General features: G+C 51.4%; 13 protein-coding genes. 9 read left to right on the top strand and 4 right to left on the bottom strand.

The genetic code is table 11. From position 1 onward, the window contains the following. Positions 1-360 precede the first annotated feature (360 nt). A complete protein-coding gene (locus OCT58_RS07400) occupies positions 361-2,088 on the top strand; it encodes a phospho-sugar mutase (protein ID WP_267202237.1) in 1,728 nt (575 codons plus the stop codon). Between the two features lie 697 nt (positions 2,089-2,785). On the opposite strand, the gene OCT58_RS07395 is transcribed toward OCT58_RS07400, so the two are convergent. The 3 genes from OCT58_RS07395 to OCT58_RS07385 form a co-directional block, all read right to left on the bottom strand. After that, positions 2,786-3,502, bottom strand: coding sequence for an Rpn family recombination-promoting nuclease/putative transposase (locus OCT58_RS07395; protein ID WP_267202236.1), 717 nt, complete (start codon positions 3,500-3,502; stop codon positions 2,786-2,788). 259 nt (positions 3,503-3,761) lie between these two features. After that, the gene (locus tag OCT58_RS07390; RefSeq protein ID WP_267202235.1) at positions 3,762-5,750 is read right to left on the bottom strand and encodes a hypothetical protein; all 1,989 of its coding nucleotides are present in this window, start codon (positions 5,748-5,750) and stop codon (positions 3,762-3,764) included. Continuing rightward, the gene (locus OCT58_RS07385; RefSeq protein ID WP_267202234.1) at positions 5,692-6,186 is read right to left on the bottom strand and encodes a mucin-binding protein; all 495 of its coding nucleotides are present in this window, start codon (positions 6,184-6,186) and stop codon (positions 5,692-5,694) included. The genes OCT58_RS07390 and OCT58_RS07385 overlap by 59 nt, the downstream gene beginning before the upstream one ends. 265 nt (positions 6,187-6,451) lie before the next feature. Between OCT58_RS07385 and gtfB the strand changes: the two genes are divergently transcribed. From gtfB to uvrA, 7 genes are all read left to right on the top strand, one after another. Further along, complete coding sequence (gene gtfB, locus OCT58_RS10430) at positions 6,452-8,473, top strand: accessory Sec system glycosylation chaperone GtfB (protein WP_267202233.1); 2,022 nt, start codon at positions 6,452-6,454, stop codon at positions 8,471-8,473. Beyond that, positions 8,466-8,666: a hypothetical protein gene (locus OCT58_RS07375; protein WP_267202232.1), complete on the top strand. Its 201-nt coding sequence runs from the start codon at positions 8,466-8,468 to the stop codon at positions 8,664-8,666. The genes gtfB and OCT58_RS07375 overlap by 8 nt, the downstream gene beginning before the upstream one ends. Before the next feature lie 77 nt (positions 8,667-8,743). Further along, positions 8,744-9,700, top strand: a complete 957-nt coding sequence (locus tag OCT58_RS07370; protein WP_267202231.1) for a glycosyltransferase — start codon at positions 8,744-8,746, stop codon at positions 9,698-9,700. A gap of 29 nt (positions 9,701-9,729) precedes the next feature. Then, positions 9,730-11,250 carry a glycosyltransferase gene (locus OCT58_RS07365; protein WP_267202230.1) on the top strand — a complete coding sequence of 507 codons (1,521 nt, stop codon included), beginning with the start codon at positions 9,730-9,732 and terminating at the stop codon, positions 11,248-11,250. Positions 11,251-11,409: 159 nt separating this feature from the next. Continuing rightward, entirely contained in the window at positions 11,410-13,332 is a 1,923-nt protein-coding gene (locus OCT58_RS07360) for a mucin-binding protein (RefSeq protein ID WP_267202229.1), read from the top strand. A gap of 300 nt (positions 13,333-13,632) precedes the next feature. Continuing rightward, a complete protein-coding gene (uvrB, locus tag OCT58_RS07355; RefSeq protein WP_267202228.1) occupies positions 13,633-15,675 on the top strand; it encodes an excinuclease ABC subunit UvrB in 2,043 nt (680 codons plus the stop codon). 11 nt (positions 15,676-15,686) lie between these two features. Further along, the gene (gene uvrA, locus OCT58_RS07350) at positions 15,687-18,569 is read left to right on the top strand and encodes an excinuclease ABC subunit UvrA (protein WP_267202227.1); all 2,883 of its coding nucleotides are present in this window, start codon (positions 15,687-15,689) and stop codon (positions 18,567-18,569) included. Positions 18,570-18,640: 71 nt separating this feature from the next. Here uvrA and OCT58_RS07345 read toward each other — a convergent pair whose 3' ends face one another. Beyond that, on the bottom strand, positions 18,641-18,808 hold the full coding sequence (locus tag OCT58_RS07345; RefSeq protein ID WP_267202226.1) for an LPXTG cell wall anchor domain-containing protein: 168 nt from the start codon (positions 18,806-18,808) through the stop codon (positions 18,641-18,643). Between the two features lie 13 nt (positions 18,809-18,821). Between OCT58_RS07345 and OCT58_RS07340 the strand changes: the two genes are divergently transcribed. Beyond that, positions 18,822-19,994, top strand: coding sequence for a hypothetical protein (locus OCT58_RS07340; RefSeq protein WP_267202225.1), 1,173 nt, complete (start codon positions 18,822-18,824; stop codon positions 19,992-19,994). Positions 19,995-20,601: the final 607 nt, after the last annotated feature.

Here is a 20,601-nt window from a genome sequence, read left to right as displayed (position 1 = left end):
TAAAATAGTGGTGCTCATCAAGGTCCTTCTTTCTAATGGATTGTACGGTAACACCATTAAAGACCTTGATGGGTTTTTCTGTCCACTTAAATGTTCAACTTAAATTTTACAATCTGCCATTTTAAAAAGCAACGCTGTTTAAAGCAAAGAGTGAGCCTTCATTCACACAAATTGTGTAAATAAAGGCTCACTCTTTTGGTATCCCAAATGTCAATAGCTTAACTTAATGACATTGGTGCCTGCAGCGCGGCTCTTTTTTTATGCACAAGTAAAACTTTAGTAAACTTTGCCGTAAAGGCGGCAGGCCGGTGCAGAATGCGGTATACTGGTGGCAGAGAAAAATGTAAAGGGGACATCACTGTGAGCTGGAAAGATACTTACCAAGTATGGAAGAAACAAACTGATCTCGATCCAAAGCTGAAGCAAGAATTGGACGGGTTAAGCGATGATAAGGAAATCGAAGACGCCTTTTACGGTCCGCTGTCGTTTGGGACGGCCGGCATGCGGGGCTTGATGGGTCCCGGGATCAACCGGATGAACATCTACACAGTTCGGCAGGCAACTGAAGGTCTGGCGACCCTGATGGAATCACTGGGTGACGACATCAAGGCCCGGGGGGTAGCGATCGGCTACGACTCCCGTCACAATTCCTACCAGTTTGCCCACGATTCTGCTCGGGTCCTGGGTGCTCACGGCATTAAGGTTTATATCTATGACAACGTTCGGCCAACCCCTGAATTGTCATTTGCTGTTCGTCACAACCACACCTACGCCGGAATCATGATCACGGCGAGTCACAACCCGAAGGAATACAACGGCTACAAGATCTACGGTGAAGACGGTGGTCAGATGCCACCGAAGGAATCCGACATGATGACCGGCTACATCCGGGGCATCAAGGACATCTTCGACATCAAGCTGGCTGACGAACAGGAAATGCTCAACAGCGGCCTGGAGACGGTCATGGGTGAAGATGTCGACCACGCCTACCTGCAATTAGCTAAGGAAGTCACGGTCAACCCTGAACTGGCCAAGGAATACGGTAAGGACATGAAGTTCGTCTTCACGCCACTGTGCGGGACTGGTCGGATGCTGGGTGAACGGGCCCTGCGCCAGGCCGGCTTCACCAACTTTACGATTGAACCAACTGAAGCCCAGCCAAACGGTGACTTCCCAGGTCTGGAACACCCGAACCCGGAATTTTCAGAAGCCTTTGTTCGCTCGATCAAGCTTGGTAAGCAGATCGATGCCGACGTGCTGATCGCCACCGACCCCGACGCCGACCGGCTGGGTTGTGCCGTCCGTCAACCGAATGGTGAATACCAACTGCTGACCGGGAACCAGATCGCATCGATCATGCTCCACTACATTCTGGAGGCCCACAAGCAGGCCGGGACTTTGCCGAAGAACGCGGCGGCCGTTAAGTCGATCGTTTCTACCAACTTCGCAGCCAAGATTGCGGCAGATTACGGTGTCAAGATGATCAACGTCCTGACTGGCTTCAAGTGGATTGCCGACCAGATTCACCAGTACGAGACTGGCAAGGCTGATCACACCTTCATGTTTGGCTTCGAGGAAAGCTACGGCTATCTGATCAAACCATTCGTTCGGGACAAGGATGCCATCCAGTCCCTGACCCTGCTGGCCGAAGTGGCGGCCTACTACCGGAGCCGCAACATGACCCTGTACGATGGCCTGCAAGAACTCTTCAAGAAGTACGGTTACTTCCGTGAAAAGACGATTGCCAACACCTACGCCGGGGTTGATGGTCCGGCCAAGATACAGGGCTTGATGAAGAAGTTCCGGGAAGAGGCACCGAAGGACTTCGCCGGTCACCAGGTTGTCGTTACCGAGGACTTCTCCAAGGGCACCAAGACGACTGCCGATGGCAAGGTCAGCGAACTGGGCATTCCAGAATCCAACGTGCTGCGTTACGTTCTGGATGATGAAACCTGGATTGCCATTCGTCCATCCGGCACGGAACCAAAGCTGAAGTTCTACATCGGCACGAGCGCCGACTCCCTCGATGCTGCTAATGCTAAGCTGGCCGACTTTGAAAAGGCTCTGCAGGCATTCGCTGAAGAATAAGCTAAAATTGAAACTCAAATCACTCTAGGTATCGCACCTAGGGTGATTTTTTTTGTTTGCTCAAAATCCCGTTCAATTGATAAATTAGGGGTAATTTTCAATATTTGTAATTTTTATAATACAGCGGATTTTATATTTACGTCAAAAAACTGAAATAATTACTAAATAAATGCTAATTAATTGTGAAGATAATATAAACTTTTTTATCTAAAAATGTTATGATGAAAACGTATATAAAGAAACCTGTAAATGTACTTTATTAGCTCTCCAACGAATCCAGATATCTTAAAGATTAATATTGTTCAGGATAGTTAATTATATAGTTTGAAAAGTTCGTAGCTTTTTGAGCAGTATTAATAGGGGGAGGTATGAAACAATTTAACAAAAATAAGAGCGTAAATTACCGATTGAGGTAGTTTGCGCTTTTTGTTTGCTATAGGTAAAGCAAATTCAAATGGAATATCATAAGTTAAAGCAGCGGCTTGAATTACCAAATGACGGTGATTCAAGCCGCTTGTTTTTCAATGCGGTTACACTGCACCCCATTAAAAAACAGCTATAAAGCAAGAATGCTGCTTCATAGCTGTCTCGTAATTTTACCGTACTTTTGTCAAATAGCGTTGTGCTTCTGTGGCTGACAGATGATAAGCATTCATCAGCTGATAGATGACCGCATCATTGTCTAGCCTCATACCAATCAGCATCTTGGCTGCAGCTTCAATTCCTTCTTCACACCCTCACTCCGCGCATCTATTAAATCGAGCTCGTATTTCATAAAATTTCGCCGCCTTTCTGGATCTTGCTTAATCCGCATCATCTTTTGGCTAATTCGTTCGACGAGTTGGTCTCCCGGCGTCACCTGGTTGTGCATCAGTCGGAGAAATCCTTCTATGCCTATTTTATTACGAAAGTCTTTCGCCCTGGCATTGAAGACTATCAGCAGCTGACGGGTACCGGCTGGTAGTTCCAGATCCTGCAAGCACCGCCATTCAAAATCATATTCTGGCAGTCCGCGCTTATAATAATCAAAATCGCAAAAGAAGATCACGTAGGTCGATCGTTCGCGTAGCTTCTCATCCCCCTCACCTGGATGTAGAAGTTCCTGGTCCATCTGACTCTGATAGTAGCGGAGCCAATAGGGGAGATTATGTCGATTAGCAACCCGCATCTCAATCACGTAGGTTCGCTGCCGGTCGTCGCGAACGTAAACATCAAAGCGGATTGTTCGCGCATCCAGCGGTGTATTTACCTGCTTTTGGATTGCGACCCGCTTAACCTGTCGAATCGGTAGCTTAGGAAAAATTCGTCGCAGCAGTTCCAAACAGATCTGCTCATCTTCCATTACCATGCTAAACATCCGGTCATCGGCGATCGTTAGCTGGTTCCACTTGTCCGTCGCTTCCTTGAACTGCACAGCACGGTCTGGTCTTGATATGCTCCTCGCCATGCCTCCTTTATAAATGCTCGGTGGCAATCAGCCTCCTAATGTATAAGTACGGAAAAAGTGACAAAGCGCACGAAATTTCCCGGGAAATTTTTCACCGCTGGATGCCGTTAAGCAAACGAAAAGGCGCGGACTACCAAAACGGTAATCCGCGCCTTCGATTTTATTGAGTTGTTTTCTCCCTCCTTTATTGCATCTTTTATCCAAGCTACCGTTAATTACCTGACGATTAGCTATTTTTGACAATGTTAACCTTTAAGGTCTTGAAGTTAGCAAATCCAGTCTTATCATCAAAATTATTCCAAGAAGTGGTCTTCTTGCTACCATCATTGTTGGTATAAATTATATCCATCTCGTCGTCAGTTGTGGTACTATACGTCACACTCACAGGATAAACGCTATCTTTTAATTTATAACCACTTGGAACCTGTCCTGCTTGAATTGCACTTTGTAAAAGATTGTTTAGCTCTATATATACTCTAACTGGTTGTGAAGCTGTTTGAGTAGACTTTGTTACAGTTATCTTTTGTTGAAGAGGATATGTCTTACCATCAGGTGTAACAAATTCAATTGCTAAATCGATTGATGTAGGGAAAGCGCTTGTTTCTTCCGTTTCCTTAATACCAACAACTAATGTAGCATCGCCGGAACCAATAACTTGTGTTGTCGTGGTACCATCCTTATAAGTGTAAACAAGCTCATTTTTACCATCAGCAGAAGTTGTGTAAAGGACTTTAGTTGGATAATTACCATCTAATTGATAGTTAGTTTTATTTGCAACCCCATAGTTAATATTTTGTACAGCATATTGAAGTATTTGCTGCAAACTTTGGTTACCCTTCGTCAAATCAGTAGTCTGTCCTTTAATCAAATCGATTGTCTTTTCAAAAGTAACATCAGTATCAGTTTGGTATTTAATATTCAGCCCCAGCTTCGACTGGCTACTACTATTTTTGACAACTTCAACATTCAGCGTTGGCTCTGATGAAGAATCAACTGTCTCATACTCTTGGTGACCATCCTTAAAGGTATAGACGATAACCTTTGTGCCATCCGTTTTTTCTGCGTAACTAAGACTAGTAGGATAAGCACCACTATCAACCTTGTAGAAATCAGCAGTAACGCCAGGAGCATTCAGTTCGAATTCATCTTGCAATTTATGCGTATCTGTAAATTCAAATGGCCGATTCTTTATTAGCGTGACTGGAAAATCGGTGTTAGCTTTGCCATCAGCAGAATAGAAATGAATCTTAAACAAAACACTGTCCTTAGGAACGACATTCACATTAACGTTGATCACATTAGAATTATTTGTAGGTTGAGTAACTTTTTGAGTGCCATTCTTATATGTCAGCGTTACCTTGCCCTGCTGATCAACAGCAGCACTTATTGGATAATTACCTGTTAGGACATAACCATCTGGAATGTTCTGGTAAATAATCTTGCAAGACTTACCTAATGGGATTGCTAGACTTTCGTTGGAAGTGGCAACACCGCTTTGGCCAGCGTATTGATACTGAATAGCAATTGTTCGATGATCGCTATCAGACCAATCAGCCCCAGCTCCATACTTAAAGAAGTTGTCGCTCTGAGGCGCAGAAGCTATTAATACATGTGTCTTATTTTCATCAGCAGGATAGTAGTTTTGTGGATTATAATTTTCCGGGTGTAGAATGTTACTTGCAATTGAAAGAATCAAATTCTTAGCGTAACTCTTAATCCTAGCTTTAGTGACTGGCAAGTAGTAATTGTTCAATGGGTCAGTATCCCCGTCCTCAAATTTTTTATAATTCTGAACATTCAACTTACTACCATCAAAGGTGACCTTAGCTAAATCAGCATCGGTTAAAGCTTGGGTATCACCCCGAAGATTAAGATTATTGGTGTCGTCGACAAGCTTCAAAGTATTATCAATAGGATCATACTTCAATTTCATGTCAAATGATATTTTCTTGACTGGTTTTTCGTTTGGAATAAAGTATTCATCAAAGCTGCTGTTACTAGATCGGTCAATAGGTGATATGTACGCCAAATAATCAACAGTTCGCGTGATTTGTTTTTCCTTCAGGTAAACAGTAATTTGGCTTGGATATTCAGCCGTACCGTCATCCTTATAGGTAAAGTTAACGCTGCTCGGGTAAGTTTTTCCATTCGATGTGTCAATTGTGTAGTAATCGGTGTAACCACTCGGTACTGCAATGTTGGTCGATACTATCATCAGTGTGACCTTCAAGTGTTATTGGTAAACCAAGTTGCTTATTATTGGCATCTTCATCGATGTAAACGATGTCAGTCTTGGCTGGTTTAGGATTGTAGGTGATGTTAACCGTAGCGTCTGCGGTATCGTGCGTAACGGCTTCTTCAGGAACGCTTGTTGTGCTTGGCTTGTAACCGACAATACTCGTTGGCGTGTAGGATTCCCACTTACCAGTGTTCCAGTCATTATTCCAAGTTGAAGTACCGGTAACGAGGTCCTCGGTCCCCGTTTCACTCAAGGAAACGCTTTGGATGACGCTGTCACTAGTCTTACCGTTAACTGGGTGCTTTGCCGGATAAGTGATGTTGATTGTCCGCTTCTTAATTGCCATAGAGTTAACGGTCTTCGTTCCGTGGATCAGCTTAACCGTGTAGGTGTTATTTCCATTAAATAACACCTGGTGATCAGCGAATTATCAATTTTAAATAAAAATAATAATAAAAAACTAGATATTATTTAAAATGCAAGATAGACACGGGAATTATGAATAGTCAAAGATAATTTTATTAAAATGCTTATAAACTTTTATGACTAAAAGTGTTATCCTAGAGAGTGTATAGAAGATATCTGCACTTATCATTCGCTAACTTTTCTATATTAGTGGAGGTCATCGCGAGATGGTTGTGAGGAGTTACTAGTTAATTGTAAAGGGGAGGATTAACGTGGTATCTAGCAAAAAAGATTTAACAAAGTCCACAGAAGGGCTTAAGAAAAAGGGTATCCGTCAGCTGTCAGTTGGGGCGGCCTCGATTTTATTAGGGACTTCCTTATATGTTGGTGCTGCCAACGCTGCTCAGGCCGACACGAATACGTCGACGCAAGAGGGCGAGGACGTCAATGAGGTCAGCTCGCAGACGCAATCGCAACAGGCGACGACGACTCTGCGCACGTCGAACCCATCGAATACAACAACGGTCCAGCAGACGCCCGCAACGATGACTCAGGCGACGACCAATCAAAATCAGTCCCAGCAGCAAACGACTGGTCAGGCGATCAGCGACAGCGCTTATCAGGTAAAGAATTACAAGGCCACGACCGTCAATGGTCAAAACGACGGGGAGAAGGGCTACGTCAACTTAAACCTGACGCTCAACCTGAACCCGCAACAGATCAAGAGTGGCGACTACCTTGACGTGAAGTACGGGGCACCGACGGCAGATGGCCGTTACGCTAACTACAGCATCAGCGCTGCCGACAGTATCCCAATAACCGTCAACGGCACGCAGGTCGGGACTGTCGAAAAAGAGGGCAGCCAGAACTATACTTATTATCGGCTGCAGTTCAATGACGCCATTAAGAACTTTAAGGCGCCACAACTGAACCTCAATCTGCGTTGGTATTCTCTGAACAAGGATGCCTTAACCCTGATTGGTTATTCGCACCAGAAGAATATCACCACTTATAAGCCACAGAATGACCTGGTAATTGGTGATCACACTTACACCTCTGGCATTGTCATTCCGGTTAAGTACGTTCCAGAAGAAGAGCAGGTTCAGGCCCACAATTCGACCGAGAGCAAGTCGATGACCGTGGGGATCCAGCACCTCTGGATGCAGAATGGCGACAAGGAGACCCTGGTCCCAGCACAACTGGTTGACAATATTACCGTTAACTTCAGTGACCAGCTTTCTAATGATGTTTCCATCACCGTGGAGACACCGGTGAGCGATATGCTGACGACGACCTGGCAGATCGCCTGGGTAGACCGGTATAATCAGCACGGTCAGCGTTTTGCCAAGGTGGTCTACGCCAATGGCCACCCGAGCGTCCAGCAGTTCTATTCGCGAAAAGGAGCGGTCGTGCTGACGGAAAACTTGATCACCGGTGACCTCTTCCTGGACTACCAGGGCACGCACCGTCACTTTCCGACCATGGCGGCACTGGTGGTTTACTACCTTGAACTTCGGCACTATCAGCTGGAACGGGTCTTTTATAATACGCTCAACATCAGTCTCCAGGTTGCCATGGGCTTGCCGGCGGGCGGTGAAGACACCCTGTTTTGGGATGAGCCCACGGGGGATGAATTGCCCGGCAACATGCAGTATCTGGTCGAGAATGCGACCCGGACCAAGCACGTTGTCTTTCAAAATTACCGTGACTGGCAGCGGCTGCATGCCCAGTTGCCCCAGGACGGCCACGTCGACTTCCGCTATTTGGGGGTGACCTATCCGCACCCGCGCGGCAATGCTTTGCGGCCACAGGCACTGATCATGACCAATTCCGATCAGATCGAACAACTACCGCAGCTGATCCAGATGCTGCCGAAGGTGACTTTCCACATCGTGGCCCTGACGAACATGTCCGACCAGTTGCTGGCGATGAATCGCTACGACAACGTGAAACTCTACCCACGGGCTAGTGACCGGCAGATCCAGCAGCTGGTTAAGGGCTGTGATATCTACCTCGACATCAACCACGGCGCCGAGATTCTCGATGCAGTGATGGGGGCTTTTGAGCAGAATATGCTAATCTTGGGCTTTGCCGATACCCTGCACCGGCCAAAGTTAGTCCTGCCGGCCAATGTTTACCAGGAGAAGGACGTCCAGCAGCTGGCCCGAAAGGTCTTGGCTGCCCTGGTCAATCCGAAGCTGATGAAGCAGTTAATCGACGACCAGCGCAAGGAAGCCAGCGAGGTCCTGCCCAAGGAATTTCACGATGGATTAGGAGCGATTTACAATGGCTGAACCAGAAAAACATACTGACGATCAAACCCTAGTTGAGGAGCACGCCTTTAAGCGCCTCGATAATGTTGAAAAGGAGCGGCGGAAGGTCTACAAGAAGCGTCCGGAAGGCCCGAAATTCTTTCAATTTATCATGGTGATCGTCCTGTTGATTGTTCTGGTAGTAATGCTGCTGCCAATGATTTACCAAGGTTAGGGGGAGGAAACTTGGAAGTACATATCACAAACTTATACGGGATGTCGCCAACCAGCACTGCCTAGATTGCCCAAAACATGGTGGCCGATTTTGCGGAGCACGACTTAAATTATCAAAGTACCGGGATCTACTTTTACGATCAGACGGGTGAAAAACCGGGCGAGCTTTCGGCGCGTCAGGACGGGATCTTAGCCTCGCTGGGGGCGGGGGATGTCTTCATCCTGCAGACTCCGACCTGGAACTCGGTGGAATGGGAGACGATGCTGATGGCGAAGGTTTCCCTTTACCGGGACGTTAAAAAGGTGATCTTTGTTCATGACGTGATCCCGTTGATGTTTGCCAGCAACCGCTACCTGATGAAGGACTGGTTGCGTGTTTATAATATGGCCGACGTCATCATCTTGCCGACCCAGCGCATGGCGGATGTCCTGCGTAAGGAGGGGCTGAAGGTGAAAAACATCATCATTCAGCAGATGTGGGATCACCCGGCCAACATTGACTGGCGCCAGGAGGTCAAGTACCGGCCGCTGGTCAACTTCGCCGGCAATCCGGCCAAATTCGGCTTCTTGGACCAGTGGACGACAGACAAGGTCGATCTGCGGGTCTTTGCCAAGCAGCCAAGCAAACCACTGGCAAACCCCGAACACGTTAAGTACGCCGGCTGGTATAACGACCCGGACCTCTTGAGTACGCTCCGGCGCGATGGCGGTTTTGGCCTGGTCTGGGGTACCAACGACGATAACCTCGTGGAGTACATGAAGATGGATTGCTCCTATAAGCTCAGCACCTATCTGGCGGCGGGCTTGCCGATTATTGTTCAGGAGTGGAATCCGGTGGCAGCGCTAGTACGGCGCAAGCACCTGGGGCTAGTCGTCAAGACGCTCGAAGATGCCATGGAGCAGGTGTACGCAATGACATCCAAGCAATATCGGCCGCTGGCGAGTGCGGCAGATCAATTTGGCAGCCTGATTCGCAACGGCTACTTTACCAAGCGGGCCCTGATTGAGAGCGTCTTTGAGGCATTCTATAACTAAGCTCTGCACCGTGAGAAAGGAAGATAGCGATGAATTACTTTATTACCAGTCGACAGGATCTCCTGACCTCGGCGATCGAATTGGCGCAGGTGAAACGGCTGCGAATCTTTGACAGCCTTCACCAGCCGGCGACAATTGTTACCCTCGCTTACAACTTTGCCCACCGGGAAGTCGAAAAGAAGTTGGATGTTGGTGGCCGGGTGATCAACCTTTTTCAATATTTTCAAAAGCTGCCTTACCGGGTTTTCGATGCCCGCTCGGATGGCCAGCTGGCCCAGTTAATCCTGCACCAGTCAGGCTTTGTGGTGCACGAAGCAGAACACGCGGCCTACGCGGGGGACAAGAAGCGGGTGCAGGTCGTCTATAATGACCAACGGCGCATCTACTACATCGACTATCTGGACCGCTTCGGCTTCCTGGACCAGCGGGACTTTTACGATTGCGGCTGCCGGTCTCACAGTGAATTTTATGAGGACCGGGGACGGGTCGTGACTCGGCAGTACTACGATGGGCAGGGGAACCCCAAGCTGATCTATTATTACCGTGGTGGCGACAATAACCAGCCGGTGCTGACAATGATTCGCCTTGCCGACCGCGGCCAGGTGGTCAGCTTCGACACCGAGGACGATCTACGGGCCTACTTCCTGGACCAGTTGGTGGAGGACGATCCCCACGCCTGCTTCATCAGCGACCGGTCTGACTACACGTTCAAGGCCTTTAAGAAGATGAAGTATTTGATTCCTCGCTACCAGGTCTTCCACTCCGCCTTTACCGAAAATGGTCAGCCGGATGGCAAGCTCTTTACCGTTTATGACGGGATCAAGGAGATGCTGGACAAAAAGTTCCTGCGGGGGCTGATTTCGGCAACGCAGCAAGAGACCACGGAAGCCGGAAAACGCTTTGATACTGCTGCTAGCTACGGGATCCCGGTGACCTACCTCGACCAAGGGCTGTTGTTAAAGCACATCCCGTTTGAACAGCGGAAGCGGGGGCAGATCATTGCGGTGGCCCGGCTGACGAACGTCAAACGGCTGGATCACCTGATCAACACGGTGATCACGCTGCACGAGAAGTTCCCGGTGGTGGACCTGAAAATTTATGGCTTCGATGACAGTTGGAACAACTACGCGACTTCGACCCACCTGAAACGGCTGGTTAAGGACAAACAGGCCGGTGACTATATTCATTTCTGCGGCTATGAACACGACCTGACGGCGGTCTATGAAACCGCGGCGGTGGAGGTTTTGACCAGTTCTTACGAGGGCTTTGCAATGGCCCTGCTGGAAGCGCAGGGGCACGGCTGCCCAGCGGTTAGTTACGACATCAACTATGGCCCGGCGGAGATCATCAAGGATGGGGAAAGTGGCCGCCTGCTGCCGGCGGGTGACATGCACGCCCTCTACGTAACCCTGGCGGAGCTTTTACAAAACCATGATCTGTTGCGCCAGTATTCGGCCCATGCTCAAGAGGCTGCCGCAAAGTATTCATTTGAAAATGTTCGCAAGCGGTGGGCGGACTTCCTGAAGAAGGAAAGGCTTTACCAAGAATAAGTTTGACAAGCGCGTGCGTGAATCTGTTTTGATTCGTGCGGGCGCTTTTGTTTTTTGTCTAAAAAACTTGCAAAATTAGGCGGGAAAGTGGCTAAAATAATGCTAAACTGAAGGTTAGGATTATTATGAAATCGTGCAGTGGAAGTGGAGGGGCAGATATTGGCAGATGAAATGGAAAAGCCACTTGAGCCGGCGCAAGTGGCGATGGTACGGTACTTTGATCAGGACACGGGAAAGGAAATCAAGCAGCTGCAATTGCGAGGGACTGCTGGGCAAAAGATTGCTTTTGACCTGGAGGCGCACTCTGCGGATTACCGGCAGCAGGGTTACCAACTGGTGGCGAACGGGCTGCCAGCAAGCGCAAAGTATCAAAACGGCGACCAGACCTACGCGGTGATTCTCAAACACGGCCGGGCGGTCATCAAGCCCCAGGAACAGCTTGATCCGGCAATTGAGAAGCTGGGAGTGGCCCGGGACCAGTATTGGCGTGATTACACCAAGACGGTTTACTTTGTGACCGCCACCGGTTCGCCGCTGGCCCAGTCCAGCCAGCAGCGCTCTACGTGGACGCGTCAGTTGACGGTGGATCTGGTGACCGGCAAGATTTTCAATAAAGACGAGCCCTGGAGCTGCACCCGGCAACGCTATGCCGACGTGACCGTTCCAGTGATTAAGGGCTACTATGCCGACCAAACGGTGGTCAAGGGCGAAGAAAGGGCAATGCAGGAGATTAATCAAAAGGTGATTTACCGGCCAGTAGGGAAGATCATTCCGGTTGACGAAGCCGGTCAGCCATTGACGGCGGGGATTCCCTATACCAACGACCCCAAGGACCCGACGAAAGTGCTGCCAAACGAAGCGCTGCCACAAATTGCTGGTTATAAGACGGAAGACAAGACGATTAGCCCGAGCGTGGCCGGCGAAAACACCCTTGTGAAGTATCAGCGTGATATCCGCCGGGCTGTCATTTCCTATCTTGATTCGACCACCGGCACCACGCTAGCAACGGACAAGGTCAGCGGGGGTGTTGAGACGAAGATTACTTATACACCGGATCAGCGGATCCAGTACTACCGCGATCGCGGCTACCGGCTGGTCGGCAACACTTTCCTCGCCGACGCCAAGTACCGTGCCAGTGCAGGGATGCAGCAGGACTTCAAGGTTACGCTGGAGCACGGCACCAAGCTCGTCAGCGTTGACATGCCGCAAGAAGGTGGCGGGCCGATCAATCCCAATGATCCGGCCGGGCCGACCTGGCCAGGGCAGGATGCCTACGACCGGGACTTTTCCTATACGGTCAACTTTATCAATCTTTACGGGCACCGGCTGTGCAAGGATCGGGTCCAGCGCTCGCACTGGACGCGGACCATTAAGGTTGATCTGGTAACGGGGAAGATCATTAATCCACGGGCCCAATGGTTTTCGTCGGCCAGTCACTACCGGGATGTGCCCGTTCCAGTTGTGCAGGGTTACTACACTAATCGAAGGGTCCTGCGTGAGCCTAAAGCGATCCCGTTCGATCTGCGCTACACGGTTGTTTACTATGCTCTGGGTCGCGTGATTCCAGTTGACGAGCAAGATCAACCCTTCCCCCGGGTCGACCACCCGCGGTACGCTAACGACCCGCTCGATCCCACGACGATCATGACAACCGAACAGCTTCCGTTCATTCCGGGCTATTCAGCGGAGACGTCGACGGTCAGCCCGAGCGATCTCAGCGCTGATACGAAGATCGTTTACCGTAATCGGCAGACAAAGGATGAGGTTGAGCAGCCGGTTTCCACGGCACCAGCAAGCCCCCAGCAAAAGCCCGCCAAGGCCGTTGCTTCGGAGGCTGAAACGTCGCAGCAGATCCCGACTAGCCAGCAGGCCGTTCCGCAGGGTACCGTTCAAAAGTCCACGCCAACCGCGCCGACTGAGGTTGCTTCGGAGCAGAATCTGGATTCGGCCGAACAGTCCCCGGTTTCCGAAACTACCGAAACTACTGCTGCTTCAAAGAAACCGGCAAAGGAAAACCAGCCGCAGTCAAGTAACGGCTTCTTCGGTCGCCTTCGCTCCCGCTTCGGGAAAAAACACAATTAGCTGGACTGATTGATGAGCGGTATTTCGCTGTGCTGATCAATAGACGAATGCATGTTTGGGTGATAAACTAAATTGTAATTAAATAAAAGGCTGGGAATTGACCCGGCCTTTTTGCTGTCGTATAGCTATAAATGTTACAGCGCGGTAGCTGGCTGCGACGCGAAGCTATTCTGAGCGGTGAGAAATCAACGCCCACCAGGATAGGCTAGCTTCGCGTTGACGGGAGTGGGAAGAGAAACTCACAAGCGAGTTCTGTCCCACCGCCTTGCTTGTATACGGAAAAATAAGGGGGATTTGTCATTGATTTATCGACAACCTGATCGAAAATTTGACCTTGTTTCTGACTATCAGCCGACTGGTGATCAGCCGGAAGCCATTGCCCAGCTCACCAAGGGGATCCAGGATGGTGAGAAGGCCCAGATCTTGCTGGGGGCGACCGGGACGGGGAAGACCTTCACGATTTCCAACGTGATCGCCAACGTCAATAAGCCGACGCTGATCCTTTCCCACAACAAGACCCTAGCCGGTCAGCTCTACGGTGAAATGAAGAAGTTTTTCCCCAACAACGCGGTCGAGTACTTCGTTTCCTACTATGACTACTACCAGCCGGAAGCCTACGTGCCGTCCAGCGATACCTACATCGAAAAGGACGCTTCAATCAACGACGAGATCGATAAGCTGCGGAACGCCGCCACTACGGCATTGCTGGAACGCAACGACGTGATCGTGGTTGCCTCAGTTTCCAGTATCTTCGGCCTGGGGAATCCAAACGAATACCAGAACAGCGTGATTTCCCTCCACGTCGGCCAACAGATCGAACGTGACTTTCTCTTGCGCCAGCTGGTGACGATCCAGTATGACCGCAACGACATTGACTTTCAGCGGGGCCGCTTCCGGGTTCACGGCGACGTGGTCGAGATTTTTCCAGCCTCCCACGGTGAGACGGCGCTGCGGATCGAATTCTTCGGTGACGAGATCGACCGGATCCGGGAAGTTGACGCGCTGACGAGGGAGGTCAAGGGCGACCGCCAGGAGGTTTCAATCTTCCCGGCGACCCACTTCATGACCAACGAGGACATCATGGACCTGGCCCTACCGGAGATCGAGGCCGACATGAAAAAGCAGGTTAAGAAGTTCACCGACGAGGGCAAGTTGCTGGAAGCGGAACGAATCCAGCAGCGGACGACCTTTGACATTGAGATGATGCGCGAAGTCGGCTACGTCAACGGGATTGAGAACTACTCACGCTACATGGATCGACGCAAACCGGGGGAGCCGCCGTACACCCTGCTGGACTTCTTCCCGAAGGACTTCCTAATGGTGGTCGACGAGTCCCACCAGACGATGCCCCAGGTGCGGGGAATGTACAATGGTGACCGCGCCCGCAAGCAGATGCTGATCGACTACGGTTTCCGGCTGCCGAGTGCCCTCGACAACCGGCCGCTGAAGCTCAAGGAGTTTGAGCAGCACGTCAACCAGGTCGTCTACATGTCCGCCACGCCGGGCCCGTACGAAATGGAACAGACCGATCACGTCGTCCAGCAGATCATTCGACCAACCGGCCTGCTTGACCCGACGATCGAGGTGCGGCCGGTAATGGGCCAAATCGATGACCTGGTCGGCGAGATCAACAAACGGATCGAGCGTCACGAGCGGGTCTTCGTGACGACTTTGACCAAGAAAATGTCCGAAGATTTGACCGACTATCTGAAGGACCTCGGGCTGAAGGTGAAGTACCTTCACTCCGACATCAAGACCCTGGAGCGGACCCAGATCATCCGGGACCTGCGCTTAGGCAAGTTTGACGTCCTGGTCGGGATCAACCTCTTGCGGGAGGGCCTGGACGTACCAGAAGTTTCCCTGGTGGCGATTCTCGATGCCGACAAGGAAGGCTTTTTGCGCAACGAACGCTCGCTGATCCAGACGATTGGTCGGGCCGCCCGGAACGAACACGGGGCGGTCATCATGTATGCCGACACGGTTACGGAATCGATGCAAAAGGCGATCGACGAGACCAAGCGGCGGCGGGCCATCCAGATGAAGTACAACCAGGATCACGGGATTACCCCGAAGACGATCATCAAACCGATCCAGGAGGCGATCACGGCCACTACTAAGACGGAGGATACTGGCGAACAGGAGGACTCAACCGAGTTTACGACCAAGGACTTCGCCAAGCTCTCAAAGAGTGCTCAGCAGAACATGATCGACGAGTTGACCGAGCAGATGCAGGCAGCGGCCAAGCGGCTCGACTTCGAGCAGGCGGCCACGCTGCGTGATACCGTCATGGAGCTCAAGGCCCAGATGAGTGGCAAAAAGACGAAAAAAGTTGGCAATCAATAGAGGGGGATAGCATGGCAAACGATAAAATTGTGATTCACGGGGCCCGCGCCCACAACCTAAAGAACATCGACGTGACGATTCCGAAGAACAAGCTGGTGGTGATCACCGGGCTTTCGGGTTCGGGAAAGAGCTCCCTGGCCTTTGATACCCTCTATGCCGAGGGGCAGCGGCGGTACGTTGAGAGCCTCTCCGCCTACGCCCGCCAGTTCCTGGGCCAGATGGACAAGCCCGACGTCGATTCGATCGACGGTCTTTCCCCGGCGATTTCGATCGATCAAAAGACGACCTCGCACAACCCGCGGTCGACGGTCGGGACGGTCACCGAGATCAACGACTTCCTGCGGCTGCTCTGGGCGCGGGCGGGGACGCCAATCTGTCCAAACGACCACATTCCGATCACCAGCCAGTCCCCGGACCAGATGGTGGACCGGATCTTAAAGCTGCCGGAACGGACGCGGCTCCAGGTGCTGTCACCGATCGTCCGCGACAAGAAGGGGACCCAGAAGAAGGTCTTCGAGCAGATCAAGCGAGAGGGCTTTGTCCGGGTCCAGGTCGACGGTGAGACCTATGACCTGGATGAGGTTCCGGAGCTGGACAAGAACAAGAAGCACACCGTTAACGTCGTCATCGATCGGATCATCGTCAAGGACGGCATTCGCTCCCGTCTGTTTGAATCCTTCGAGGCGGCGCTGCGTTTGAGCGACGGGTACGCCATTGCCGACGTGATCGGCGGCGAGTCAATTCCATTTTCCGAAAAATATGCCTGCCCGATCTGTGGCTTTACGGTCGGCGAACTAGAGCCACGGCTCTTCTCATTCAACGCCCCAATCGGTGCCTGCCCGGCCTGCGAAGGCCTCGGCTCCAAGCTCGAGGTCGACGTTGACCTGGTGGTTCCAGATCGGACGAAGACCCTGCGCGAGGGCGCCATGGCACCGTGGAACCCGATTTCTTCCCAATACTATCCAGAACTGTTGGAACAATTCTGCCAGTCGGTGGGGATTGACATGGATACGCCGTTCAACAAGTTGCCGAAGAAACAGCAACAGCAGGTTCTCTACGGCAATGGTGACACGACCTTCCACTTCCACTACGAGAACGATTTCGGTGGCGTCCGGGATGTCGACGTACCTTTTGAGGGGGTCATCAACAACATCAGCCGGCGCTACCGAGAGACTAATTCGGACTTCACCCGCGAACAGATGCGCAAATACATGACCGAGCTGCCGTGCCCGGCCTGTCACGGTTACCGGCTCAACCAGCGGGCACTGGCAGTCAAGATTGACGGTGAAAACATCGGGGAAGTCTCCGAGCTGCCGATCAGCAAGGAAATTGAATTCTTCAAGAACGTCAAGCTGTCGGAGCAAAACGAGCAGATCGCCCGGCCAATTCTCAAGGAGATCCTCGACCGGCTGACCTTCATGCAAAACGTTGGGGTCGACTACCTGACGCTCAGCCGGTCGGCGCGGACCCTCTCCGGTGGGGAGGCCCAGCGGATTCGTCTGGCTACCCAAATCGGTTCGAACCTGTCCGGGGTCATGTACGTTCTGGATGAACCGTCGATCGGGCTGCACCAGCGGGACAACGACCGGCTGATTTCCTCACTGAAGGCGATGCGGGACCTCGGCAATACCCTGATCGTCGTCGAGCACGACGAGGACACGATGCGGGCGGCCGATTACATCATCGACATCGGCCCGGGCGCCGGTGAGGACGGTGGTAAAGTGATGGCGGCCGGGACGCCAAAGCAGATCATGCGCTCCCGCAAGTCGCTGACCGGTCAGTACCTTTCCGGCAAGAAGATGATCGAGGTGCCGACGGAGCGACGGGCCGGCAACGGCAAGCACATCATTCTGAAGGGGGCGGCGGCCAACAACCTCAAGGACATTGACGTCGACTTCCCACTCGGCAAGTTTATCTGCGTCACCGGGGTTTCCGGCTCCGGCAAGTCAACCCTGGTCAACATGATACTTAAGCGGGTCCTGGCGCAGAAGCTGAACAACAACTCTGCCAAGCCGGGCAAGTATCGGGCGATCTCGGGCGTGAAGAACATCGAAAAGGTGATCAACATCGACCAGTCACCGATCGGCCGGACGCCACGGAGCAACCCGGCCACCTACACCGGGGTCTTCGATGATATCCGGGAGCTCTTCGCCCAGACAAATCAGGCCAAAATGCGTGGCTACACCAAGGGCCGCTTTAGTTTCAACGTCAAGGGCGGTCGCTGCGAGGCCTGCCACGGGGACGGGATCATCAAGATCGAGATGAACTTCCTGCCCGACGTCTACGTGCCGTGCGAGGTTTGTCACGGCACCCGCTACAACTCCGAGACCCTGGAGGTTGAATATAAGGGCAAGAACATCGCTGACGTGCTCAACATGACGGTGTCCGAGGCCCTGAAGTTCTTCCACGCCATTCCGAAGATCCGGCGCAAGCTCCAGACGATCGAGGATGTCGGCCTTGGCTACGTCCACTTGGGCCAACCAGCGACGACCCTGTCCGGTGGGGAGGCCCAGCGGATGAAGCTGGCGGCCGAATTGCACCGGCAGTCCCACGGCAAGTCCTTCTACATTCTAGATGAGCCGACGACCGGGCTGCACATGGATGACATTAAGCGCCTGTTGGCCGTTTTACAGCGCCTGGTTGACGCTGGCAACACGGTTCTAGTGATTGAGCACGAACTCGACGTGGTCAAATCCGCGGACTGGCTGATCGACCTCGGTCCCGAGGGCGGTGAAGGCGGTGGCCAGGTGGTCGCCACCGGGACGCCGGAAGAGGTGGCCCAAGTAAAGGGCAGCTACACTGGCAAGTACCTCAAGGAAATGCTGGAACGCGACGAGAGGCGAATGGCTGAGCACGCGGCCAAGAAAGCTAAGCGGTCCCGAACAAAGAAATAGAGTCAATAAAAAAGGAGATCAGTGGAAATTTTCACTGGTCTCCTTTAGTAGTTTAAAGAAAGAATTTGTAATTAGTATTGCCGTTTTTTAGCAGCAAGGCCAAAGCCAAACATGGCAGCAACCACCCCGAGTACAACGACGGCAGCAGACTGGTGATTACCAGTTTGTGGCAGTTGTTGCTGCTCGGCAGCCTGGTTCTTCGGTGCGGCTGATACGACAGCGGCGGACTGGCTTACCATTGCGGCGTGAGTTTTGGTTGGCGTTGCAACGGTCTCAGTTGCGGCAGCTGAAGCGGTGCTGGTAACAGCGGCGGAACCTGGTTTTACGGCTGTCGAGCTAGCGTTGGATGCAACGGTGGATTCTGGTTCAGTAACCGTTGAACTTGCGCTGGATGATGGTTCGGCAGTGGAAGATGAAGCACTGGAAGCAGCACTTGATGATGGCTTAGCAGCGGAGGACGAAGCACTAGAAGCAGTACTGGAACTTGGTTCAGCAGCTGAGGAGGCAGCACTGGATCCTGGCTTAGCGGCAGAAGAAGCAGCACTGGAGGCAGCACTTGATGATGGCTTAGCAGCTGAGGATGAAGCACTAGAAGCAGCACTGGATCCCGGTTTAGCAGCGGAGGACGAAGCGCTGGAGGCAGCACTGGATCCCGGTTTAGCGGCGGAAGACGAAGCGCTAGAGGCAGCACTGGAACTTGGCTTAGCAGCGGAGGAAGCAGCACTAGAGGCAGCACTTGATGATGGCTTAGCAGCGGAGGAAGCAGCACTGGAGGCAGCGCTGGATCCCGGTTTAGCGGCGGAAGACGAAGCACTAGAGGCAGCACTGGAACTTGGCTTAGCAGCTGAGGATGAAGCACTGGAAGCGGTACTGGAACCTGGCTTAGCAGCGGAGGAAGCAGCACTAGAAGCAGCGCTGGAACTTGGCTTAGCAGCGGAGGAAGCAGCGCTGGAGGCAGCAATGGATCCTGGCTTAGCGGCAGAAGAAGCAACACTGGATCCCGGTTTAGCAGCGGAAGATGAAGCACTAGAAGCAGCACTGGATCCCGGTTTAGCGGCCGAGGACGAAGCGCTGGAGGCAGCACTGGAACCTGGCTTAGCAGCGGAGGATGAAGCACTAGAGGCAGCACCGGAACTTGGTTTAGCAGCGGAGGAAGTAGCTGCTTCTAGCTTGGCCAGGTTGTCTTTAGCCCTTTGCAAGTTTTGCTTGGCGAGGGTGACTTTGTCTTGGGCTTGCTGCGCCTGCTTCTTGAGTGTATCTAAATTATCTTGGGCAGTCTTTAGCTTTGCTTGGGCTTTCGACAGCGCATCAGCGGCCTTAGCAGCATTGCTCTTGGCACTTGCTAGATTTGCCTTGGCAGTGTCCACGTCCTTTTGCCAATCTGCAGCGGTCTTGTTATGTTGCAATTTTTGCAATGCTTCTTGATCTTGAGTAAGTTTATCATTAGCCGCCTTTAGTGTATTAGTTGCCTTTTCGACAACAGACTTACTTGCTTCAAAATCATTAGAAGCAGCAGTGAGTTCCTTTTGGGCATTTAACTTATTTTGATTAGCTTGTTCAACTTCTTGACTAGCTTTTGCCACGGCAGCTTTAACAGATTGAATAGTATTTTCAGCATTGTCTTTCTCAGCTAATGGGATGTCTTGGCTTGAATCAACGCTTGAACCTCGAGATGGGAAGTCATAGTGCCAATCTAGACAATCTTCTCGAATAGTTACCTGGACAAGATTATTATTACTATCGTACTCAGTTTCAGTATGAGATGTTACTAAATTTGTAGGAGCGGTTGCCACATATTCGTGGCCTTTATCTGCAAAGTTCTTTGCGTGCCCCCAATTGCTACCAGCGTCCCTAAAGAAAAGATCTACAATGCCATAGTAGACTAATGCCTTAACGTCACTAAAGTTTTCAAATGGCAGATTGCAAGAAATAACTTGAACGAATTTAATGACGTAAATTAAGCAGGAAGATCTCGATTGGTGTGCGCCAGTTAAGACATTTAAGTGGCCGGGAATTCAGATACCAATTGATT

It is taken from the genome of Limosilactobacillus kribbianus, assembly GCF_026413145.1.
Taxonomy (GTDB): domain Bacteria; phylum Bacillota; class Bacilli; order Lactobacillales; family Lactobacillaceae; genus Limosilactobacillus; species Limosilactobacillus kribbianus.
Note: the sequence above shows the minus strand (reverse complement) of the source record. Positions and strands in the feature narration are given on the sequence as shown.